Genomic DNA, 21,163 nt, shown 5'->3' on the forward strand with positions numbered 1-21,163 from the left:
TAATAAAAAGACAAGACCAAACAAAACTACGCGCAGTAGTTTCGTCAAGTCTTGCCTGCATCACCAGTAACACCTTGATTATTTATTTTCAATTAATTTTTGCACATGTAGCGTCAGATAAAGCTGTTCATCATCATAGAGCGTCGTATTTAAATAGTCTTCAATCAAACGTGTCGTTTCATAAGCTTTTGGGTATTTGTCTACAACATGAACAAGCAGCGGGTTTCCTATGTCTTCATGGGTGCTGCTATTTTCTAATCGTTTAAAAAAGAAGCGTAAATGTGTGACAAAACGTTCAAAAGCTAAACTATCTTCATCGATCGCGATTCGATTATGAATACGAATCAGTGACAGAATGTCTTTGATTTTTTTCGTCAAAGCCTGGATATCTTCCATTTGCTCAGAGTTATCATTGATCTGTGCATTGATAAAGTGCATTGCAATATTACTGACTTCTGCTTCATCCAATTCAAAAGCTGTTTTTTGTTCAATCAAATCGATGGCATATTCGCCAATCGAAAATTCATTTGGGTAAAATTTCCTGATTTCCCAAGACAAACGGTTATTGATACTGATTCCTTCTTTTTTTAATTTGATAAGATTGAATAAATGATCCGTCAAAGAAATATAGATGGAATCACTGAGCCGATAGGCCAATCTTTCTTTCCCATACGAAATGATATCATCTGCTAAAGAAGCATACTGAATCGGGATATTTTCCAACAGCTGAATCAGACGATCCGAGGATTGCTTATGCAATACAAATACTTTCTCTATTTTCGTCTCGTCTGCTGCTTGTCCCGGTTTCATTTTAAAGCCCAGCCCAGTGCCGATCCAAATAAAATCTTTGCCATCTTTTCCGACCAAAACCGCATTATTATTTAGAATCTTTTTGATCTTCAAGACGTTTCTCACCTCCTTAAAATGAAAAAAGGCTATACCTCAATACATGTGTAGGATCCATACACACGTACGAAGGTATAGCCTGCATTATCAGTAACTACCCATTTGATTGTTTATACTATACTATTTATTTGATTTTCGTGCAAGCGTTTTTATCATTTTTTTCTGCTTGAATGTGTTTTGTTGAGTAAATACCCCATTCCTACTCCTCATCCAATAAGCGACTTTGCCCTTCGATCTTTTGGATCTCTGTGATATCTTGCGTGACTTCCAGACAGCCTAGATATTTCCCAGTTGGATTTTTCAACGCAAAATAGCGAATATAGATTTTTCGTCCCCGCATGTCAATCCAGAAATCAGCTGTTTCTCTTTTGTCTGACCGAAAATCGTCTAAGATTTTTTGAACGATGTGCATACTTTTAGGTGGGTGGCAATTCACTACTTCTCGACCAATCACTGAATTTGTCCGGGGGAAGACTCGACTCTTCCCTTCAGAATAAAAACGTACCCGATCTTCATTGTCCACAAACGTCAAATCGACTGGCAATGTTTGGAACATAGCAATCAATTGTTCCAGATGCAAGGAACCGGTGGGAAATTCAATGGTTTGGTTCGTGGGAGCAGTCGTTGTCACTGGCGGTTCAGCGAATTCTTCAAACCCAAGTCCCGCGGCAATACCAGCTGTAGTTTCTTGGGCTTGTTTGATGGCCAATTGACGAGCTGGCTCCCGTTCCAATTCTTTCTCCAGTGACTCTTGGCTTGGTTTCCAAGGCAATGGTTCAGGAATATAAGCAAACCCAATGTCAAAGCTATCTTCCGCGATCCGTTGCCAATCCGCTAAACTGAAGACATCCAATGTCATAGGAACCATGATTTCTTCTTCTTTAAAAATCATTTCTTCAATTTCAGATTTTACTGCCTGCCATTTTTCAGCTAGAGGATTATATGCTGCTTTGTCAGTTGCCAAATACTGGTTCAAATCTTTGATCATTTCGCGAATATCATCGTCGACTCCCCACATGACTTTCGGCGGAGCAGAGATGCCATATTTCTCCATATATGAAAAGATCAGCGTTTCTTTTCTTGCATAATGTTTGTCGATCTGTAACAGATCCTGCAGTGCTGCTTGCAGACGTCCTTTTTGTGACCAGTCCCCCCCTTTGATTTTCTTGAGCAAGCCGTCGATTTCGTCCGTCAATAACGATTGCAGGACTTGGTTTTCTAGCTTGAGGGTATGGACTGGATGACCAGGTTGTCCATATTCTTCATTTGAATGATGGATCTCGTTGATCGATCCCTTAAATACAGCCGCATGGATATTGCATAGACGTTGGATCTCTGAAGGGTCTAAACCGCTTTGAATCAATGCTTTTTCTGCCGAGGTGATCTCAGTGACATCTACGCCGTCAAATTCTTCATTGAATAAGCGTTTGGCTTCTTCAAAAGAACCGCCTTGATGAAGCAAGCTCAAAATTTCGACGATTCGTTCTTGCCGTTGTTCCTTCGTTCTCATTTGTCGACTCCTTTCACAAGAAAACCTTGGTTTTCAAAAGATTGAATAATTTTTTCCAACGGTATCTTTTTCATTTGTGCGCCTTTTGGAATCGTCATATAGCGACCGGCAGTTTGGAGCATGCCGGGTTTATTGATGGCAGTAAAGCCAAGTTTGCTCATAATGTCTTTGATTTCCGGATATTCCGACACTAAATCAAAGAGATTTTTTGAGAAATCTGCTTCTTTCATTCTTATCCTTCCTTCTACTGAGAATAATTCTCAATCAACTGCATTTATTATATACGAAATTGCTCACAATTACACGATCATTTCCAAATTTGTCTCCCCTCACTTGGCACAAAAAGAAAAGAACCACTTCTCGACCTCTGCGAGCGAATGATTCTTTAATAGCAAGATGAAACTCTTGATTTAGTGATGGAAAATAATCAGCTGCGATAGCGACACACCCATTTTTCTAATCCATCCACCACACCAAAGAAGAAAAAGCCCATCAATGCAATCACAACAATGCCTGAAAGCATTTGTTCATAATCCATTTTAGACCAAGCACTCAAAATCAAGTACCCGACGCCATAAGTCGTATTATAGTTTTCCGCAAAAAACAAGGAGGCAAGCGAGATACCAATACTGACCCGCATGCTGGCAAACAATGCCGGCATGATTGCTGGCAAGATCAAGAAACGGATTTGATGCAGCGGGTTTTGCGTGTAGTTTTGCATCACTTGAAAGTATGTGCTAGGGATCCCTCTCACACCATCGCGAATCGACACCACTACTTGGATGACGATCACTGAAAAAATCAGGATCACCTTTGAAACATTCCCTAAACCAAAAAAGATCATGAAAACTGGCAGAAAAGCGACCTTTGGAATCGGATATAAAAAATATAAGAGAGGATCAATGATTGCTGCTATTTTTGTTCTTCCGAGAAAAATCCCTAAAGGTACACCGATCAGCAACGCAAAAAATAGTGAGATCAGGACACGAATCATACTGGCCCCTGCATGTAACCCTAATTCTGCACGCAATTGCCAAAATCGTTGGAAAGTTTGATAAGGGTCCGGCAGCGAACGGTTATCCGCTAACAAGCTGATTCCCCACCATAATAATAAAAACGACATTGCTCCCCACAAAAAAGAACGTCCGGCTTTCATCTGTCAGCTCCTCTCATCTTTTTTTTCAGCGCTAATGAAAAAGCATAAAAATCCAGGGAATCTCGCCGATCGGTTTGGTGAAAAACTGGGTTTTTGATTTGTTGTATTTGCTGATCTTGAACAAATAAAATGGTCTCCCCAAGATAAGCCGCTTCTTCGGTATCATGGGTCACAACCACTAAGCCATTTTGCAGCCGTTGCTGCTGAGATAAAATCATCGTTTGCGTCCGTTCTTTGGTTTCCTGATCCAAAGACGAAGTCGGCTCATCCAGTAATAAAAATGCTGGAGACGTAATCAACCCTCTCGCCATGGCTATGCGTTGCTTCTGACCGCCACTTAGTTGACTGGGAAATCGCTCTTTCACAGAGACTAATTCGAGTTCTTGCAAGCATGCGGTTACCCTTTTTTCTCTTTGCTCCTTTGGAACTCTTTGAATAAGAAGAGGCATCTCTACCGCTTGATAAACGGTTTGCCAAGGAAGTAGTCGCAAGTCTTGAAAAACCAATTCGATCTCAGAAGGATGGCTATCGCCATAATCGATACGACCTGATTGCGGCAGCTGCCACCCTTTCAACAATGAGAGCAGGGTGCTTTTACCAACCCCTGATTTCCCCAAGACGACGTATGTATGGCCCTTATCTATGGTTAAATCTAGATTGTTAAAGATTAAGCGATCTTGAAATGAAAATGCGACTGATTCTAAATGAATCGCCATAAATTGGCTCCTTCTTTCTAAAAAATAGTTGTTCCCTCTTTCACATTCTATGCTATACTGATTGTTGCGAAAAAAAATAGAAAGGGATGCATTTGATGTTCCGTACACTTGTGTTTCATGAAATACGGCCAGACAATGAGTTAAGTGAGCAACCACGACCAATCGAAGTTGCCGATGGCTATCAAGATGCTCTTCCACTGCCGTTATTCAATAGCTGTTCTCATTTTAAACAACAAATCGACTTTTTGAAAGCAGAAAAATATCATACCCTTACTTTGGAGGAAGTCAAAGACTACTATCTTCAAAAGAAAGCCTTACCAGAAAAAGCGGTTTTGTTGACGTTTGATGATTGCTACCAGTCCATGAAGGAATATGCCTACCCGTTATTGAAAGATGCCGGCTTCAAAGCGACCGCTTTTGTTGTCAGCGGTTGGTTGTTTGCTGAACCGAGCCCTTATCAGCCAGCTGTTTCCAAAACACTCAGTCGCTCGGAATTGACCGAAATGAGTGATGTTTTTGAATACGCCAATCATACGACTCACTTCCATGAACGAAAAGGAATGATGGGCCGCTCAATGTGGGAACCTGCTGAAAAATTTGCGGCTGATTTAGATCGTTGTAATCAAACTGTAGCTATACAAGATGTTTTTGCTTATCCCTTTGGTTTCTATGATCAACAGACGATCAAAACACTAGAAGCGAAAGATTTTGTCTTGTCATTCACGACGATTCCAGGGTTCAACACTCTAGAAACCCCACGTATGGAACTACGTAGAGACATCATTCCCTTCTCACTGGACAAGACATCTTTTGAAGAATTATTCAAAAAGACCTATTAAGAACATCCCTTCAGGGAGTAAATAAGAAAGAGGAACGAAAAATGAAAAAAACCCTTTTATTCACTTGCTTATCATTATTGGCTTTAGGAGTTGCTGCTTGCGGAAATAATTCAGAATCCACTTCAGAAACTAAGACAACTGACACCTCTGCGACAACTGCTGAAGTGACCGATCAAACGTTGAATGTGGGGATTTTACCAGCAGAATCTGCGATTCCAATTATTCTGGCCAAAGAAGAAGGTTATTTTAAAGATTTAGGTTTAAATGTAGAGATCAAGTCCTTTACTTCTCCTAACGATCGCAATGTCGCTGTCCAAGCAAAAGAATTGGACGCAACTATCAGTGATGTGATGACAGAAGCGACATTTAAGCAAAATGGCATTGACATGACAATCACTTCGGACATTCTAGAAGACTTTAAAGTCTTGGCTTCGCCAAATTCAGGCATCACTGAAATGAAAGGATTGGCTGATAAAAAGATTACCCTTGTACCGAACTTCATTTTAGAATACATCATGGACCAATTTGCTGCAGAAAATGATTTTACTTATCAAATCGTTGATATTTCTTCTTTTGCGGCTCGTTCTGAGGCACTATTAAGTGATCAAGTTGATGGTGCTGTCTACACAGAACCGCAAGCGAGTATGTTAGCCGCTCAAGGTGCAATTGTTTTGGGCAGTTCCAAAGAAGCTGGCATCAAAGGTGGTACCTTGCAATTTATGACTGATGTGGTAAAAGATCGACCACAAGATGTTGCCGCATTTTATCAAGCTTACGATCAAGCCATCGATTATATGAACAGCCACAAAGCTTCTGAATATGCTGATATCTTAGCCGACTATCAGTTCCCAGATGCTATGAGTACTTACTTAGATAGCCAAAAAGAAGACTATCCTTATGCTGCCAAAGTCCCACAGGACCAACTAGACAAAATCGTGGCTTGGACTAAAGACAAAGGACAAATTGATCATGCTTACACTTATGAGGAATTGACTGATTTCAGTTTCTTAGCGAACTAATTTCTGATCACTTATTACACAAAACCAATACTCGAATCCATCAAAGCCAGTGCTGTGATAGATTCGAGTGTTTTTTTATTCAGCCATTATTTGACGGATGCTCGGTCACCGAGTATCATTCACTAAAGGGTTGTGAGCGATGAAAACTACTTTATCCGTTCGTTTCACTACATAAGAAAGGGAGAAAATATACCATGCCCAAAATTGATCTTTATTTACTGCAAAAGCCAGAAGAGACACAACTTTATGACTATTTATCTCAATCGGAGTCTTGGCTCCACGCCTATAAACAACTTCATGGTGAATCCTTAGTGATTCATTCTTCTGTTTTGACTGAAAGCATTCTGCCTTTCATTACTCACCCACTTGTATTGGAACTTCTAGAGAAAGAAGATCTCGCGTGCTTGCCTTTAGTTTTTGTAGAAAACAACCTTTATTGTAAAGGGCGTCTTCCTACGCTCCCCGAATGGGAAGAATTGACACACGTTGGTATTTCGATTCAGGAATTAGATTAATCACCGAGCGCCACGAAGACAGCGGTCTATCATGATCTTATATGATGGGGAAAAATATCCGCTAAACTGTCGTTGGTAAGCCTTCTCCTGATGAAAAGATTCGGTCTTTATAGCTATAAAAAATCAAAAATGAATGAGAGTGAAATCATGGAAACAATGACTTTTGAAGAATTAATCCAAATCAACTGTTTTTCTGAAGACAAAGAAGAACGAAAGAAAGCAGCTGAATTATTAGAATATCGTTATGGCTGCGAGATTCGTTGTGGTGAGATGGACAAAAGTGTCCGCTTTGCTCACCATGCTCGCGGCTGTACGATCATTGCTGCGAAACTTTGCGCCAATGTTGTGATTTTCCAGAATGTAACGATTGGTTCAAATCAGCGGTTTAACCGGAAAAAGAATGCCTGGGAAAATCTGGGCACCCCTATTTTAGCAGAAAATGTGATCGTTGCAGATGGTGCCAAAATTCTTGGCCCAGTCATCATCGGTGAAAATACTGTGATTGGAGCAGGCGCCATTATTACCAAAGACATTCCTGCCAATAGTGTAGCCTTTAGCGTCAATCAGTACAAACCAAAAAATCCCGACTTCGATCTTATTATCAATGATCAAAATATCTCTGGAGAAGAGATCATGCGGATCAACGCAGAACGCGTATCCGCATTTAATCAGCAAAATCAGCGCTAAACCAGCGTTAATCTAGCAATCAATGCCGCTTGATAACGGCATTGATTGCTTTTTTTTTGCTAGCAGATCATCCGATTATCGCTAGCAAGACAACCAAGGAATTATAAGCGATATGAGCAAACACAGACTCCCATGGATTTTTGTTGCGTAAATAGACGATTGTCAGCCAAAATCCAATAATAAAGTAAGGGTATAACAAAAAAATATTACCATTAGCATTAACAATATAGGCCCTCGAAAACAACAAAAGACTGCACAATGTCGTAACAATTCTCAGCCATCTTTTCCTACCAGTATAAATAAGCGTATAGCGATAGAACATTTCTTCGAACAATGGGCCTACTACTAATGCCCCCAATAGAAAAGGAACCGTACTCTGAGACGATGGATAATAAAAAGTCAGTGATTGTTCACCTGGAAAGACAATCAGGTTGAAGATAACCGTTGTTAAAAGAATCGCTACAAATGTCAGCAAGCTTATTTTTATCAATGAGAGAACCTTCAGTTCTTTTAAACGATTCAACAAATCCCTATAAAAAAGGATAACAAAGAAACAAAGCAACACTAGCTTGGCGCCCAACTCATGATAGCCCATTAAAAATTTCGCATAGGAAGAAGGAATTCCATGTATGGCTATTCCTTTCCAGATAACAAAAGCCAAAAGAAAAAGTAGTTTCTTCAAGGCTTCACCCCTTTTTGAGTAGTTTCACTAGAATTGCATGGTGCTTCGCTTCACAATTAACCTCTATCAGGATTCTTCTCGTTCCGTTCTTTCTCTTGATTCTCTTTGGGTAGCTTTTAGATCATTCTCGTCATTTTTTTACTCACACTATAATTATACACCATCAAAAGAAATCAAAAAAACATTCATCCGAAAGAATGAATGTTAATCAGCCATTTTTTTACTGAACAATGTCATTGACTGATTGTTTTTTTAGGAAGAACAGAAATGACCGTTCTCGCGACCAAGAGATAGCACCAGATAACAAGAATAAGCTAATGGCCGTTCCTTCCCTCACAACCAAAGGAAATGAAAAAGCTGTAGAAAGGCCGATTGAGATCATGACACACAGCACATCAACACTATACCGATATTGTTTGAAGGAAAAGCGACTTCTAACAGCCATCAGCTGACAAAAATTTTCAATGGGAAATTTCAAGTGATTGAGTCGCAATACTTGTCCCGTAGCGAGTCCTGAAATCAATGTCCCAACGATAAAACATGTGACTTGTGCCAAATAGTTTGGCAATGTCAGTTTTGGCAGTAAGCCATATAAAATACCATTGACTAAATTGCCAAAGAAAAGCAATGCTGCCATCATAATCAAATAGTTGATCCATTTCCGGTAACGGCTTTTTTGACTGTGATCCAGAAACCAACAAGTGACTAAGAAGAGCAGATTGATGGCTGTCGTAATGGTTCCGACCTTGATACCTGTGATTGTGGATAGTGAGACATTCAATGAATTAAAACTGCTTACACCAATAGCTGCTTTGATCGTCAAACTGATCCCTAATGCGCTGATACCATAGAAAAACAGTGACCAAAAGAGGGTTCGTTTCATATGAGATCTCCTTTCATTTGCTCCTCCTCCATTATGTGGTATGCTAAGAAAAACAACTAGGAGATTTCTCCTAGAAAGAGAGAAAAAATGAAACGAACCCTTTATCCTGTTGCCAAAAAATTTCATCAATTGGACTTGCCTTTTTCCACTGGAACATTAGAGCAATCGTCTATTTATGAGTTTTCTCACAACGAGCTCATTCAAGAAGAAGCCGGGACACTGACTCACTTGTACGTGATCCTTGAAGGAAAAGCAAAGATTATCAAGTCTCAAGCCAATGGCAAACGATCGATCTTACAATTTTTGCATTCCGGTGATTTCATCGGAGATCTGACCTTAGTGTCTGCTGAAAAAACGACCAAAGAAGTTTTAGCGATCGGTCCGACTATTTGCTTGGCGCTTCCTATCGATCATGCCAAGCAAGTATTGATGCAAGACATTGATTTTGTCAAAATGATCAGTCGATATATTGGCGATAAATTAATTAGACGGATGGAACATTTCTCCATCAATCAGACTTACCAATTGAATTATCGCTTGGCGCTGTTGCTCTTGGAAGTAGCTGTAGCGGGAATTTATCAAGAAAAACTCACAGAAACAGCAGAATACCTTGGTGTCAGTTATCGGCACTTGACCTACACGTTAAAAACATTCAAAGAAAACGATTGTGTCTATCGTGAATCTGGGGGTTATCGCATCAATGAAGCAAACCTTAAGCAATTGATTCGATCGATGCAAAGCTATTAGACACGCTCTTTTCCTTCTATCACGCTTCTTAGCTGATTGCGCATGCTATTTGCTAATTTGAGAATGGCCACAGTTGAATAGCCAAACTGCCAGTCCCTGAGAAGACGATTTGGTCTTTCCCTTTTTGCGGATAAAGTCTGGAAGTAAAGGTATACTCCCCATTGTTTATGAACACTTCAATCGATGAAGTGTCCATAAACAGTTGGATCTGTCGTAATTCTGATAGTTGAATGCTTCTTTTTTTGCGCCCATAGCCGGAAGGCCCATGAGAAAGAGTAAAAATTTGACCATCATAAGAGAGAATCGTGTCTTGGCGCAAGAGAAGCTGCAGTTTTTTTGTCTGTTGGGTTAGCTCTACCTGCAGTTCGTAGACTTCTCCAGCTAATTCTGGAGCAGTAAAGCTATCTTTTAACTCGACGTTCCAAAAGACAGACTTTCCGCGTAATTTTTGATATTCTGGCAATGGTTGTTGGATCAATCGTTGCCCATTGAAGCTCAATTCTCGCGGCAATGTCGCCGCATGCTGCCATCCTCGGGTAACAGTGGGATTCGAGTATTCAGGACTTGTGTCCCCTAGTCCCATCCAGCCCCATAACAATCTACGCCCTTTTTGATCCAAGAACGTTTGCGGAGCATAAAAATCAAACCCTCGATCCAATTCCACGAAATCCGATGTTGGCTTAAATTTCAAATTTTTCCAATCTACTTCCCCTAATAAGTAGCCAGACTGGTATAAATTATTGAAAGCATAAGCTTGCGGATCTACTCCCTGTGGTGAAAAAAGTAAAATATCTTGTCCGTCAAGTTGAAAGAAATCGGGGCATTCCCACATATAACCAAGGGAATAATCATCCCCTAAAAATATCCCTTGATACGTCCATTGAGAAAGATCCTCTGACTGATAAATCAAAATCTTTCCTTCGCTTTCCCGAGTTCGAGCCCCTAAGATCATATAGTAACGGCCCTCTTTTTCAAATACTTTTGGATCACGGATATGATCGGTAAACCCTGCAGGATATGCTTCATGCGGGATCACTACTTCTTGTTTTTCAATCGAATAACCATCACTAATCACATGGACCGTATTTTGTTCTCTGCCACTAAAAGTATAATCATGGTCCCCTTCATTTTTCACATTTCCTGTATAAAAGAAATGGATCTGATCATCCTTTACAATCGCACTGCCAGAAAATACACCATTTCGATCATACGAATGTTCTGGCGAAAGAAAAATTGCTTCTTCTTTGAAATCTACCAAATTGGTTGACGTTTTATGTCCCCAATGGGGTGCTTCTTTTCCTGCAGGATTTTGAGGAACATATTGATGGTAGAAATGATAAACCCCATTAAACTGACAAAGCCCGTTGGGATCATTCATCCACCCAGTTTCCGGCATTAAATGAAAGTACAGTCGCCAGTTATCCTGAGTGATCTTTGTTTTTAGTTCCGATTGTTGTTCCAGCTCTTGCCAGGCTTCTTTTGCACACAAATCCATCCACCACTTTCTTCTCTACAATTTTTCCATTAATTCTCGGTTGCGCTTAACGTTTGAAGGTCATCCTCAATCGTTGTTTCTTCATTCAATTCATCGGAAATCTTTCTCCGCTGCAGTTGAACGCAGGCAAAGCCCACACTAAACGCAATGAGGATCACTGCAATGTATTTCAACATGGCGCCGAAATCTCCTGTATACAACAACAAACCAGGAATAAATGTGATGCCCATTCCTGTTGCTGCCAATTGGAAAACATACGTCATCAAGCCACCGATGGCCCCTCCAACCATGCCAGAAGCAAAAATACGCAAGGACCGAAGATTGATCCCAAACAATAATGGTTCCGTGATCCCAAACAAGGTTGGTACAGCTGCACTAATGGCATTCGAGCGTTTGACTTTGTTTCGGTAAAGGAAAGTAGCTGCGATTGCTGCCCCAAATTGTCCTGCCATACTCGCTGTTCCTAGAACTTGCAAGACGTTCTCTCCTGAAGTATTTAATAAACCAAGTTCGATGATGCTCAATGAATGATGCAAACCGGTGATAACAATCAATTGCTGAACCGCTGCATATAAGATATAGCCAATACCAAAAGGCGCTTGTACGAGGTAAACAATGCCGTTGATCACTGCTTTTTCTGCAACTTGCAAAATAGGACCTAATGCAAATAAAACTAATGTCAGCGTCACTACGATAGTCAGAAATGGGGTGACGACTAAATCCATCATTTGTGGAACAAATTTTCTAAATCCTTTTTCTAATTTGGAAACAAGCCAACCAACAATAATTGCGGGGAAAATCGAACCTTGGTACCCTGAAATAGAAAGACCGAATAAATGAAGCGGCTGTGCATCGCCACTGGCAACTGCCCAAGCATTGGGTAACTGAGGTGCTACCATCATCAAACCAACAACGATCCCGATGATCGGATTACCGCCAAATTTTTTGGTGGCACTATAAGCAATCAATACAGGTAAGAAAGCAAAGGCGGTATCTGTCAGCATTTCAAAGAGCGCATACCAGTCCGCACTAAAAGGAACCCCTAATTCAACTAGCAGACCACGGATCCCCATCAAAAGTCCAGTTGTAACTAATGCCGGAATCAATGGCACCAACACATCAGAAAGAGTACGAACAACTTTCTGAACAGGCGTCAGATTGGAATAAACATCTTCTTTAAAGGCTGTCTGCTGCTCACCATCTTTACCCATTGTTTGAGCAAAAGCCTCATAAACTTCATTTACTTTTCCAGTCCCAAAAATAAACTGATGCTGTCCTGTATTAAAGAAATAACCTTTGCTTTCAGAAATATTTTCTGCCTTCTTTTTGTCTAGCAACGCATCATTTTTCAAAATAATGCGTAGTCGAGTGGCACAATGCTCATAATTTTTAACGTTTTCCTTACCACCCACTGCTTGGAGCAACTGATCAATGATTTTCTGATCTTTCATTTTAATTTTCCTCCATTTCAACTCACTTTATTTTGTGGAACCGGTTCTACAAAAAAAAGAATAACAGAAACCGTTTGCAAAATCAACCCGTTTTATCAAAAAAAAGACTGTGACATAGTCCTCATCCAACAAGTTAAACCGAATCATGTGCTATTGCGATAGATTCCTCGGACTTTTGCGACGAGGAGCCACTGCACCGTAGGAGCAATAATAGAGACTGTATCATAAGTCCTCATCCAACAAGTTAAACCGAATCATATGCTATTGCGATAGATTCCTCGGACTTTTGCGACGAGGAGCCACTGCACCGTAGGAGCAATAATAGAGACTGTATCATAAGTCCTCATCCAACAAGTTAAACCGAATCATATGCTATTGCGATAGATTCCTCGGACTTTTGCGACGAGGAGCCACTGCACCGTAGGAGCAATAATAGTTAAGGTTCGGATCGTGTTACTTGTCGGAGACTTATGGCACAGTCCCTTTCACGAATCATTATGGTATTTGTTTTATGGGAATCGTTGATTGTTTGATCACCAGTTGATTCGGTAACTTGATCAATTCTGGCACTTGAACTTGTTGGATCAACTTCTGGATCGTTTCCACCGCATCGACACCTAACTGGTGGTAAGGATAGTGAGTGGTCGTGATCGTCGGAAAGACATAATCCGTCGAATCATATCCACCGAAGCCGCTAAGGGAGAAATCCTCCGGCACTCGCAAGCCTAACTCATGCGCGGCTTTCAATACGGCAACAGCAATGTTGTCTGTGGCACAGGCTAAATAGGTCGCTTGATTCTCTTTTAGAAATAAGCAAGCTTTTTGATAGGTTTCACTTCTGGAAAAAGACGTTTCGATGAAAGATAATTTGGTCCCTTCCATTTGAGCGACCACATCCGTAAAGCCTTTTTTTCTCAAGATCCCTACTGCTTCGTCTTTTTCAGTCACTCCGATAAACAAAAAAGACCGATGGCCGAGTTTAATTGCATACTCTGCCAGTTTCTCTCCCGCACGATAATCATCATGGACAATCGAATGGACTCCTTGTAAGTGTTGACCCAACATCAGTACAGGAACGGTCAATTGCTCCAAGACTTGTGCTAGCTCACTCGTAATCTCTCTAGCCAGCATAATGATACCAGCAACCTTTTGCTTGACCAGCATCTCAATATTTTCTAATTCACGTTGTTCATTTTGATTGGAATTCGTGATTAACAATTGATAACCATTCTTTCGAGCTGTTTCATCGATCCCTTCCAACACACTGTTGGTGGAAGGAGAATCCAGCCTAGGAATGATCACTCCCAACAGTTTTGTGTCTTGTGCTTTTAAACTGCGGGCAAACGTATTGGGCCGATAGCCGGTCTCTTCAATAATTGCATCAATTTTTTTACGTGTTTGCTCGCTAACATATCCATTATTCAAATAGCGGGAAACGGTGCTTTTAGCAACGCCTGCTTTTTCAGCGATATCTTTAATCGTTACCGTTACCATAGTCACCCTACTTTGCTTTTTCTTTTATTATACCAAGAACTGAAACAAAAATAAGCACTGATTCTCTTTCGGATACCATTCACTTTATCAAAAGACAGGAAGCCACAAAAAAAGATGCTTGCTACTCATGAAAGAGCCAGCAAGCATCCGTTTATTTCTCGTGATCAAACGTTCAAGATCCACATAAAACCAATAAAAACAAAGAATAACACATACATGATCGGTGAGACTTCTTTACCACGTTTGGCCGCAATCATTGTGATTGGATAGAAAATGAAACCTAGCGCGATCCCGTCAGAAATACTATAAGTCAAAGGCATGCCTAATAAAATCAGAAAAGAAGGAATCGCGATTTCCATTTCATGCCATTTGATTTCTTTTAGTGATTGCGCCATCAGTACTCCGACAACAATCAATGCTGGTGCTGTAACCTGAGAGGTTACTACTGATAAAAGCGGAGAGAAGAATAGACCAAATAAAAAGAAAATACCTGTGGTCACAGCTGTTAGTCCAGAACGACCGCCGACAGCGATCCCTGCTGAAGATTCAACATATGCGCCTACTGGAGAAGTTCCTAGTAATGATCCTGCCAACATTGCTGTCGAATCTGACGCTAATGCTTTCCCCACTCGAGGCATCTTATTGTCTTTCATGAAACCTGCTTGATTGGCTAAACCAACTAACGTACCGGCAGTATCAAAGAAAGTGACTAGTAAGAATGTTAGGACAACGACCCACATTTGCAATGTGTTGATGTCACCGACATGCTTCAATGCGACTAAAAAAGTCGACGACATACTAGGTGCTGCCGAAACGATCGAACTTGGTGCGTGGATCAAACCTGTCACTAAACCGAGAATGGTCGTCGCTGCCATCCCAATGAAAATCCCGCCAGGTACTCGACGAACCATCAACACAGCCGTAATGACCAAGCCAAAGATCGTTAACCATGTCGTACCTACACTCAATGATCCTAAGGCAACTAATGTTGAATCGTCGGAAACAATGATCCCACCTTCACTAAGACCAAGGAAAGCAATGAACAAGCCTATCCCACCAGAAATAGCATATTTCAAGTCCGAAGGAATCGCATCAATGATCATTTCACGAAGTTTAAAAATCGTGATTGCAATAAAAATCAGCGAAGCGACAAAAACACCGGCTAGTGCCGTTTGCCAAGGCACACCCATCCCGATACAGACTGAATAAGAAAAGAACGCGTTGATTCCTAACGCAGGAGCTGTCGCAATCGGGTATTTTGCCAAGACTCCCATCAAAATACATCCGAGGGCACTTGCTAATGCTGTGGCTGTAAAGACCGCTCCCTCATCCATACCGGAAGCACCAAGAACCGTTGGATTGACAAAAAGAATATAGGCCATTGAAATAAATGTCGTGAATCCTGCCAAGAGTTCCCGCTTGATGGTCGTGTTGAGCTCATCAAGCCCAAAATAAGAGTGAAGCACATTTTTCATTTTTTGAATCCTCCATTATTCAGATAGGGCGCAATTATTTTCCCTCTGAATCCTTAATAAAACAACGAAATCAATGATATACCAACTTTTCCTCCAAGTAAATAAACTTTTCTAAAAATTTCAGAACTATTTTCATTGTCATTTAAGATGCTAAAAACCGTTAATTTCCCATACACAGTGCCTCATACTCGTTATGCTTCGATTGTACCACTTGAACAGTAAAAACAAAAAAAGTCTGTACTATCAAAAACAAAAATAGGCAGCCAAAGAACGATCATCTTTTCCGCAGAAAAGACCAATCCTACCTGACAGAAAGATTCTATCAGGATTTCTTTTGCTGACCTATTGGATAAACTGTTTTTGTGAAAGATTAATCTACAAAATTTTGCTCTTCTTCCATCAAAATCTTTAACTGTTCTGCTGTCGTTCGTTTCATTGACAACGGCGGCAACTCTTCCAACGTAAAAAAGCCACTGGCAGAGGTTTCACTGTTCGTCACAAAAGAGCCCTCTTTGATCGAACAGGCAAAAACTAATTTATAATATTGAAACAATTGTGGAATATCTTTGCGCAGATTAGTATCAAATACTGCACAAAGTTTGTCAACTTCAACAACTAATCCTGTCTCTTCCAACACTTCTTTTATAACGTTTTCTTTGGGTGAGAAACCGACTTCTGCATAGCCACCAGGTAAAGACCACTCTTTTGTATGAATGTCTTCCACTAATAAGACTTTGTTATCCTGACGAATCAATGCTCGAACATCTACTTTTGGCGTTGGATACCCTTCATTGGTATCTAGCACAAGTTTAAGCGTATCGGTTGTTCCTTCCGTCGATCGGCTCATCAGTTCCACTAGAATTTCTTTCATTTCGACATAACGCTCTTGATCATAAATATCCTTGCCATAATAGATCCCGGCATCAGCGATTGCTAGCAATCGCTGATACTTCTCAAAAATCTCCTGCATCTGATCCCCTCGCTTTGTGCTCTGTCATTCTCTCTTTATGATAAAGCAAATCCTGGCAGATAGAAAGCCAGACAGCACTAATTTCTAAAGTCAGCTGGCATTGGTCAACAAGCAATCATTCTTTGCGATAGATCATGCTTTGCTGGATTTGCTTTAACGCAAAATCCATGAGAAAAATCAATCCCATAGCCAATAAGCTACCGATCAATGTTCCCGAGAAACGCCAAGGAATCAGATGGAGTGGTACAAAACTACTGCCGATTGTCATCAAAAGCAGCACTTGCGGATTGGTAAAAAAGTTGGCGATCGTGTAATTGACAGGCATGAAATATTCTGTCAATACATTCAATACAATCAAAATAGCAGCTTTTGCTTCTAGTGGTAAATCCAGTGCCATGAGTAAAAAACCTAATAAAAGCCCAACTATTCCTCCTAGCACACGACCGATTGTCCTTTTTTTGATGTTTTCCATATGTTCGCCAGCGAGTACCGCGGCTGCAGAAATCAAGATCCAATAACCATTGCTTGCTCTCAACAGATACCCACTATAAGTAGCAATAAATAAAATCATCGAAAAATGCATCGCTTTTAGGATCATTTCCGGTTGGTGGTAAAGAGCGACATAATACTTGTCTTTGAGAGAAAGCTGCTGAAAGCGATCTTTGGGTAAATGAAGAGGCAGCCTTTCTGCAGCGGAGATCAGCAACCCAGCCACCAGAGAACCTACGATTCCATAAAGAAGATAGGAGCTTTGATGAAGAATCGCCAGTAAAGCAGCTGTCACATTCTGTGTTTGATGGTGAAAATTGAATCCCGTTGCGTAGAGCATCAGTACAAAGAAATAATCTGGTTTTGGCAAGCGGTAGATTTTGGAAAGTAAAAAAGCTGTGAAGGATAAGCAGCCGATGATAAACGGTGCACTCCAAGGAATCAATGAAGTAATCGCCCCTAAAATAAAGGCACTCAACAATGCAAAACCGTGGATCAGGATTGCTTTTATATTGTAACTGAATGAACGGTGCTGAAAAGCCAAATAAGAAAAAGCTCCCATGGCTCCAACAGAACAAATCATGGGGTCTTTGGAAAGAATCCCAGTAATCAAAGGAACGCCCATTGCTATGCCAGAGCCCAATGGACGTAATAGTTTGGTAGTTAAATTCATGACATTCCTCCTCTAGCCCCTATTGGGAGCGACATCTTTTATAAGTGGTTGTTTGGGAAAAAATTAGTATGTAAATGATCAGAAGAAAGCAAGATCTTCAATGAAAAAACACGGCATAACTGGTGAAGCAAGCTATAGAAGATGGAAGATTTTTAACAATGGAAAAAACAAGCAGCGACTTTCTAACAGAGAGGCAACGGCCTCTCTATCAATTATAGGAATGAAAATCGAAATATGCAAACTTTTCAAGAAAGTTTCGTGAATCACTTGATCTCAGTTAATCTATCAGAAAAGACGGTGCTCTCTCATTGCCGTCAATTATAAGGTTCAAGTGATATAAAAAAGATCAAAACTATTCTGGAGCAAACAAGAAGTTGCACTCAGTTAGTTTTGATCGAATCATTTTATTCCTTTATCTCCTTTAGGATAGGAAAAATTTAGTCCTCCTTTATTTTACAGATGCACTAGAAACAGCATCGACTCCGACAGCCTCTGGCGCACCAGTTGTCGTAGCTGGCTCTGCTTTATCTTCATGGACAGAAGCACTGGTAACAGCATCTGAGTTCTCGTGAACAGAAGCGCTAGAGACAGCATCTTCGTTTCCCACCAATTTTTGACCGGTTTGTTGCAGATACCATTCAATGATCGGTTTGAAATCTAGAATATACTCGTTGATACCTGCATATTCACCATTTTCATCATGCATGGCTTGGTAATTGTGGACAATGTATTTTTCTGGAACCTGTTTTGGCACATGAACCCGAACAGCATCTGTAGCACCGCTGCGCAATTGTTGGATCACCCATTCCACATTTTTATATGATTTTTCAGGGTGACAGTTTGCTAATGGATTGCCCACCTGACCGGGAACACGAGCTGCCAACATTTCATGGGCTTCTTGACGCAAGTTATAATACAAGAATTGATTATTGCTATCCGCAAAGGTCAACTCCATCGGCATTGAATCTAAAAAGTAATTGATTTGATCGACGGTCAATAATCCACGGTTCAACTGAACATAGGTATTTCCAGAAACGGCTCCTACTGCTTCTGCAGCTTTCTCAAGCCATTGATCATCAGACATATCAACACCTTCCACCGTTGTAGCGATCTTCCCAGTCGCATGTAAATCTTCTGGTGGCAATTGTTTAGGTCCAGCTAATGCAGAGACTACGTTAATGAATTTGACGAAGCTTGCTAACGTGCTGCCTAAAAAATCAATTGTTCGTTGATCGATCAGATTTCCATCTTCATCAAAAGCTTCTTTTGACTTTCCTAGTAAAAACTCATTCCCCGGCATCACAAGTGCATTGACTCCTGGGGCATCCAAGATTTGACGCAAATGCAACTGTGATCTGGAAGTCCCTTGATCATAATACGAAGCACCCACGACCATTACTGGCTTATTTTCAAGGGGATGAATCTTAAATGAAAGCCATTCCAAGACACTTTTCAGGCCTGCTGGTACTGTATGATTGTGTTCTGGTGTAGCAATAATTACGCCATCGGCTAAAATGATTTTTCGATTTAGTTGCTGGATCTCTGGACTGTTCGTTTGATCATCATCTTGATTGAATAATGGCAAATCTTTGATTTCGACCAGTTCCAAAGTAAAAAGTTCGGTGAATTGTTTTTTGATGAATGATAATAATTTTCGATTGGTTGAAACTTCTGCTGTTGATCCGACGATACCGATTAATTTCATCTTTTCTATCTCCTATCGCAATTAAATGGTTTCCCAAGAAAAATTTTCTGCTTCACGTTTATTGGCTTGATGGGCATGTTGTAACTGACTTGTAATTGTCACAAACAAGAGAAAATCACTGAATAGTTCCCGCAATTTTGTTACTTGCTCTTCATCTTTCAGGCGTCCTTGTTCATCAAAAGCTTGCAATGAATGTCCCAAAAGAAATTCTGAACTTGGCATGATCCGTGCTTTTAATTCCGGTGAATCTAAAATCTGCCGCAAATGAGCCTGTGCTCTGGAAGACCCTAGTGTGCCATACGACGCCCCTGTGATCATAACGGGCTTATCAACAAAAGGAAAAATACCATAAGAAAGCCAATTCAAGGCATTGATCAGCGAAGCTGGAACGGCGTGGTCATATTCTGGGGTACTGATGATCACGCCATCAGCAGCTTCAATTTTTTCTGCAATCCTTCTGACTGCTTCCGGCAACTCATGGTCTTCCGGCTTATTGAATAAGGGAAGACCGGCGATTTCGACAAGTTCGATCTCCGCTTCACTAGCAAAAAAGTTTTTCATGAAGTTTAACAGATCGCGATTCGTTGATCGTGATGAGTTGGTTCCTACTAAGCCTATAAATTTCATTTTTTATTCTTCCTTTCCAAAATAATTTTCTTTGATCCCTGACGTGTGGCAGACCCGATTCTCCCTTGTGACAAGGATTCCTTCGATTCCGGTCTGAGCTTTCAATTGATCCACCACTTGAACAATCGGTTTACCAAATAAACGAGTTGTCCAGATTTCTCCTTCCAACGATGACTTAGAAACAATGGTCAGACTCGCTAAGTCACTTTTGGTTGGAAAGCCTGTTTTAGGATCAATAATGTGATGATAAACGGATGCTCCTTGCTGTAAATAACGTTCATAGATACCAGAAGTCACAAGCGAGGCATTCTTGACTTTGATGATCTCCAATGATTGCTGCCTTGTTCCTTGGGGGTCTCTGATACCGATACGCCAAAAACCATCCTGATGTTTAGGAGACACTCCATAGGTCACGATATTGCCACCTAAATTGATCAAAGCATAAACAGCATGGTTCTGATGGCAGTACATTCGTAATTTATCAGCAATGTAGCCCTTAGCTAATGAACCGAGGTCTAGCAGCATTCCCTGTTTTTCCAAGAAGACACTTTGCTCTTGCTCATTCAGACGAATTTGTTGCGGGTCTGTCAATGGCAATAGTGCAGTTACTTCTGAGGGTGTGAGGACTTTTGCATCCGTAAATCCGATCCGCCATCTTTGGACAAGAGGACCAATCGCAATATTCAAGTGACTGTCTGCTGCGCAACTATGATATTTGCCGATTTTGATCAGCTCATAAAGTTCTGGATCGACGACCACAGGATGTTGACCAGCTGCGTGATTCACCGCCATCAATTCTGAGTGGGGATCGTTTGCGCTAAATCGTGTTTCATATTCATGCAGCAGGCGTTCTAATTCTGATAGCAACCACATTGGATCGTTATGGGCAACTTGTAATGTGATGGTTGTACCCATTCTATGAATGACCCTTGTTTCTTCTCGAAAAAAGCCTTCACCCATTTGTATCCCTTCTTTGATTCCAAAAATCAAACGACTCGCTAGCGAACCATCATTTTTGTTAGTATTTTCACAATCAGAGAATACTCCTTTAAAACATTTTTGTCAATATCATTATATATTTTTTTATATATTAAACCGCGCTAATATTATATAAAAAAAAGAGG

21 protein-coding genes are annotated in these 21,163 nt (G+C 40.6%); 5 read left to right on the forward strand and 16 right to left on the reverse strand.

What is annotated here, in order from left to right:
- Positions 1-78: 78 nt before the first annotated feature.
- From EG2_RS06320 to EG2_RS06340, 5 genes are all read right to left on the reverse strand, one after another.
- Positions 79-903: a PRD domain-containing protein gene (locus EG2_RS06320; RefSeq protein ID WP_034704189.1), complete on the reverse strand. Its 825-nt coding sequence runs from the start codon at positions 901-903 to the stop codon at positions 79-81.
- 202 nt (positions 904-1,105) lie between these two features.
- Positions 1,106-2,416 carry a DUF438 domain-containing protein gene (locus EG2_RS06325; protein WP_060814003.1) on the reverse strand — a complete coding sequence of 437 codons (1,311 nt, stop codon included), beginning with the start codon at positions 2,414-2,416 and terminating at the stop codon, positions 1,106-1,108.
- Positions 2,413-2,646 (reverse strand): DUF1858 domain-containing protein, encoded by a 234-nt coding sequence (locus EG2_RS06330; RefSeq protein WP_060814004.1) that lies wholly within the window; start codon positions 2,644-2,646, stop codon positions 2,413-2,415. Before EG2_RS06330 ends, EG2_RS06325 begins: the two co-directional genes overlap by 4 nt.
- Positions 2,647-2,843: 197 nt before the next feature.
- Positions 2,844-3,572, reverse strand: a complete 729-nt coding sequence (locus EG2_RS06335) for an ABC transporter permease (RefSeq protein WP_060814005.1) — start codon at positions 3,570-3,572, stop codon at positions 2,844-2,846.
- Positions 3,569-4,288 (reverse strand): ATP-binding cassette domain-containing protein, encoded by a 720-nt coding sequence (locus EG2_RS06340; RefSeq protein WP_060814006.1) that lies wholly within the window; start codon positions 4,286-4,288, stop codon positions 3,569-3,571. Before EG2_RS06340 ends, EG2_RS06335 begins: the two co-directional genes overlap by 4 nt.
- A gap of 95 nt (positions 4,289-4,383) precedes the next feature.
- On the opposite strand from EG2_RS06340, the gene EG2_RS06345 reads away from it, so the two are divergent.
- The 4 genes from EG2_RS06345 (at position 4,384) to EG2_RS06360 (ending at position 7,348) form a co-directional block, all read left to right on the forward strand.
- A complete protein-coding gene (locus EG2_RS06345; RefSeq protein ID WP_060814007.1) occupies positions 4,384-5,127 on the forward strand; it encodes a polysaccharide deacetylase family protein in 744 nt (247 codons plus the stop codon).
- 41 nt (positions 5,128-5,168) lie between these two features.
- Entirely contained in the window at positions 5,169-6,146 is a 978-nt protein-coding gene (locus EG2_RS06350) for an ABC transporter substrate-binding protein (protein WP_060814008.1), read from the forward strand.
- 194 nt (positions 6,147-6,340) lie between these two features.
- Complete coding sequence (locus tag EG2_RS06355; protein ID WP_060814009.1) at positions 6,341-6,661, forward strand: arsenic metallochaperone ArsD family protein; 321 nt, start codon at positions 6,341-6,343, stop codon at positions 6,659-6,661.
- A gap of 147 nt (positions 6,662-6,808) precedes the next feature.
- Entirely contained in the window at positions 6,809-7,348 is a 540-nt protein-coding gene (locus EG2_RS06360; protein WP_060814010.1) for a serine acetyltransferase, read from the forward strand.
- 67 nt (positions 7,349-7,415) lie between these two features.
- Here EG2_RS06360 and EG2_RS06365 read toward each other — a convergent pair whose 3' ends face one another.
- Entirely contained in the window at positions 7,416-8,030 is a 615-nt protein-coding gene (locus EG2_RS06365; RefSeq protein ID WP_060814011.1) for a CPBP family intramembrane glutamic endopeptidase, read from the reverse strand.
- A 220-nt stretch (positions 8,031-8,250) separates the two neighbouring features.
- The gene (locus tag EG2_RS06370) at positions 8,251-8,913 is read right to left on the reverse strand and encodes a YczE/YyaS/YitT family protein (protein ID WP_060814012.1); all 663 of its coding nucleotides are present in this window, start codon (positions 8,911-8,913) and stop codon (positions 8,251-8,253) included.
- An 87-nt stretch (positions 8,914-9,000) separates the two neighbouring features.
- On the opposite strand from EG2_RS06370, the gene EG2_RS06375 reads away from it, so the two are divergent.
- Positions 9,001-9,660, forward strand: a complete 660-nt coding sequence (locus tag EG2_RS06375) for a cyclic nucleotide-binding domain-containing protein (RefSeq protein WP_060814013.1) — start codon at positions 9,001-9,003, stop codon at positions 9,658-9,660.
- A 52-nt stretch (positions 9,661-9,712) separates the two neighbouring features.
- On the opposite strand, the gene EG2_RS06380 is transcribed toward EG2_RS06375, so the two are convergent.
- The 9 genes from EG2_RS06380 to EG2_RS06420 form a co-directional block, all read right to left on the reverse strand.
- Positions 9,713-11,155 (reverse strand): glycoside hydrolase family 32 protein, encoded by a 1,443-nt coding sequence (locus tag EG2_RS06380; RefSeq protein WP_060814014.1) that lies wholly within the window; start codon positions 11,153-11,155, stop codon positions 9,713-9,715.
- 29 nt (positions 11,156-11,184) lie between these two features.
- Entirely contained in the window at positions 11,185-12,606 is a 1,422-nt protein-coding gene (locus EG2_RS06385) for a PTS transporter subunit EIIC (protein ID WP_060814015.1), read from the reverse strand.
- A gap of 495 nt (positions 12,607-13,101) precedes the next feature.
- Entirely contained in the window at positions 13,102-14,100 is a 999-nt protein-coding gene (locus tag EG2_RS06390) for a LacI family DNA-binding transcriptional regulator (RefSeq protein ID WP_060814016.1), read from the reverse strand.
- A gap of 164 nt (positions 14,101-14,264) precedes the next feature.
- Positions 14,265-15,575: an NCS2 family permease gene (locus tag EG2_RS06395; protein WP_060814017.1), complete on the reverse strand. Its 1,311-nt coding sequence runs from the start codon at positions 15,573-15,575 to the stop codon at positions 14,265-14,267.
- 370 nt (positions 15,576-15,945) lie between these two features.
- The gene (locus EG2_RS06400) at positions 15,946-16,545 is read right to left on the reverse strand and encodes an NUDIX hydrolase N-terminal domain-containing protein (RefSeq protein ID WP_060814018.1); all 600 of its coding nucleotides are present in this window, start codon (positions 16,543-16,545) and stop codon (positions 15,946-15,948) included.
- Between the two features lie 115 nt (positions 16,546-16,660).
- A complete protein-coding gene (locus EG2_RS06405) occupies positions 16,661-17,707 on the reverse strand; it encodes an FUSC family protein (RefSeq protein ID WP_060814019.1) in 1,047 nt (348 codons plus the stop codon).
- Positions 17,708-18,155: 448 nt separating this feature from the next.
- Positions 18,156-19,412 carry an NAD(P)H-dependent oxidoreductase gene (locus EG2_RS06410; RefSeq protein WP_060814020.1) on the reverse strand — a complete coding sequence of 419 codons (1,257 nt, stop codon included), beginning with the start codon at positions 19,410-19,412 and terminating at the stop codon, positions 18,156-18,158.
- 21 nt (positions 19,413-19,433) lie between these two features.
- A complete protein-coding gene (locus EG2_RS06415; RefSeq protein ID WP_021150173.1) occupies positions 19,434-20,039 on the reverse strand; it encodes an NADPH-dependent FMN reductase in 606 nt (201 codons plus the stop codon).
- Positions 20,040-20,042: 3 nt separating this feature from the next.
- Positions 20,043-20,999: an FAD:protein FMN transferase gene (locus EG2_RS06420; protein WP_060814021.1), complete on the reverse strand. Its 957-nt coding sequence runs from the start codon at positions 20,997-20,999 to the stop codon at positions 20,043-20,045.
- Positions 21,000-21,163: the final 164 nt, after the last annotated feature.

Source organism: Enterococcus gallinarum NBRC 100675, from assembly GCF_001544275.1.
GTDB classification, from domain to species: domain Bacteria; phylum Bacillota; class Bacilli; order Lactobacillales; family Enterococcaceae; genus Enterococcus_D; species Enterococcus_D gallinarum.

Bases quoted from the DNA above. Each gene is read 5' to 3' on its own strand.
- EG2_RS06325 (WP_060814003.1), bottom strand. From the start codon at position 2,416: ATGAGAACGAAGGAACAACGGCAAGAACGAATCGTCGAAATTTTGAGC.
- EG2_RS06330 (WP_060814004.1), bottom strand. From the start codon at position 2,646: ATGAAAGAAGCAGATTTCTCAAAAAATCTCTTTGATTTAGTGTCGGAA.
- EG2_RS06335 (WP_060814005.1), bottom strand. From the start codon at position 3,572: ATGAAAGCCGGACGTTCTTTTTTGTGGGGAGCAATGTCGTTTTTATTA.
- EG2_RS06340 (WP_060814006.1), bottom strand. From the start codon at position 4,288: ATGGCGATTCATTTAGAATCAGTCGCATTTTCATTTCAAGATCGCTTA.
- EG2_RS06345 (WP_060814007.1), top strand. From the start codon at position 4,384: ATGTTCCGTACACTTGTGTTTCATGAAATACGGCCAGACAATGAGTTA.
- EG2_RS06350 (WP_060814008.1), top strand. From the start codon at position 5,169: ATGAAAAAAACCCTTTTATTCACTTGCTTATCATTATTGGCTTTAGGA.
- EG2_RS06355 (WP_060814009.1), top strand. From the start codon at position 6,341: ATGCCCAAAATTGATCTTTATTTACTGCAAAAGCCAGAAGAGACACAA.
- EG2_RS06360 (WP_060814010.1), top strand. From the start codon at position 6,809: ATGGAAACAATGACTTTTGAAGAATTAATCCAAATCAACTGTTTTTCT.
- EG2_RS06370 (WP_060814012.1), bottom strand. From the start codon at position 8,913: ATGAAACGAACCCTCTTTTGGTCACTGTTTTTCTATGGTATCAGCGCA.
- EG2_RS06375 (WP_060814013.1), top strand. From the start codon at position 9,001: ATGAAACGAACCCTTTATCCTGTTGCCAAAAAATTTCATCAATTGGAC.
- EG2_RS06380 (WP_060814014.1), bottom strand. From the start codon at position 11,155: ATGGATTTGTGTGCAAAAGAAGCCTGGCAAGAGCTGGAACAACAATCG.
- EG2_RS06385 (WP_060814015.1), bottom strand. From the start codon at position 12,606: ATGAAAGATCAGAAAATCATTGATCAGTTGCTCCAAGCAGTGGGTGGT.
- EG2_RS06390 (WP_060814016.1), bottom strand. From the start codon at position 14,100: ATGGTAACGGTAACGATTAAAGATATCGCTGAAAAAGCAGGCGTTGCT.
- EG2_RS06395 (WP_060814017.1), bottom strand. From the start codon at position 15,575: ATGAAAAATGTGCTTCACTCTTATTTTGGGCTTGATGAGCTCAACACG.
- EG2_RS06400 (WP_060814018.1), bottom strand. From the start codon at position 16,545: ATGCAGGAGATTTTTGAGAAGTATCAGCGATTGCTAGCAATCGCTGAT.
- EG2_RS06405 (WP_060814019.1), bottom strand. From the start codon at position 17,707: ATGAATTTAACTACCAAACTATTACGTCCATTGGGCTCTGGCATAGCA.
- EG2_RS06410 (WP_060814020.1), bottom strand. From the start codon at position 19,412: ATGAAATTAATCGGTATCGTCGGATCAACAGCAGAAGTTTCAACCAAT.
- EG2_RS06415 (WP_021150173.1), bottom strand. From the start codon at position 20,039: ATGAAATTTATAGGCTTAGTAGGAACCAACTCATCACGATCAACGAAT.
- EG2_RS06420 (WP_060814021.1), bottom strand. From the start codon at position 20,999: ATGGGTGAAGGCTTTTTTCGAGAAGAAACAAGGGTCATTCATAGAATG.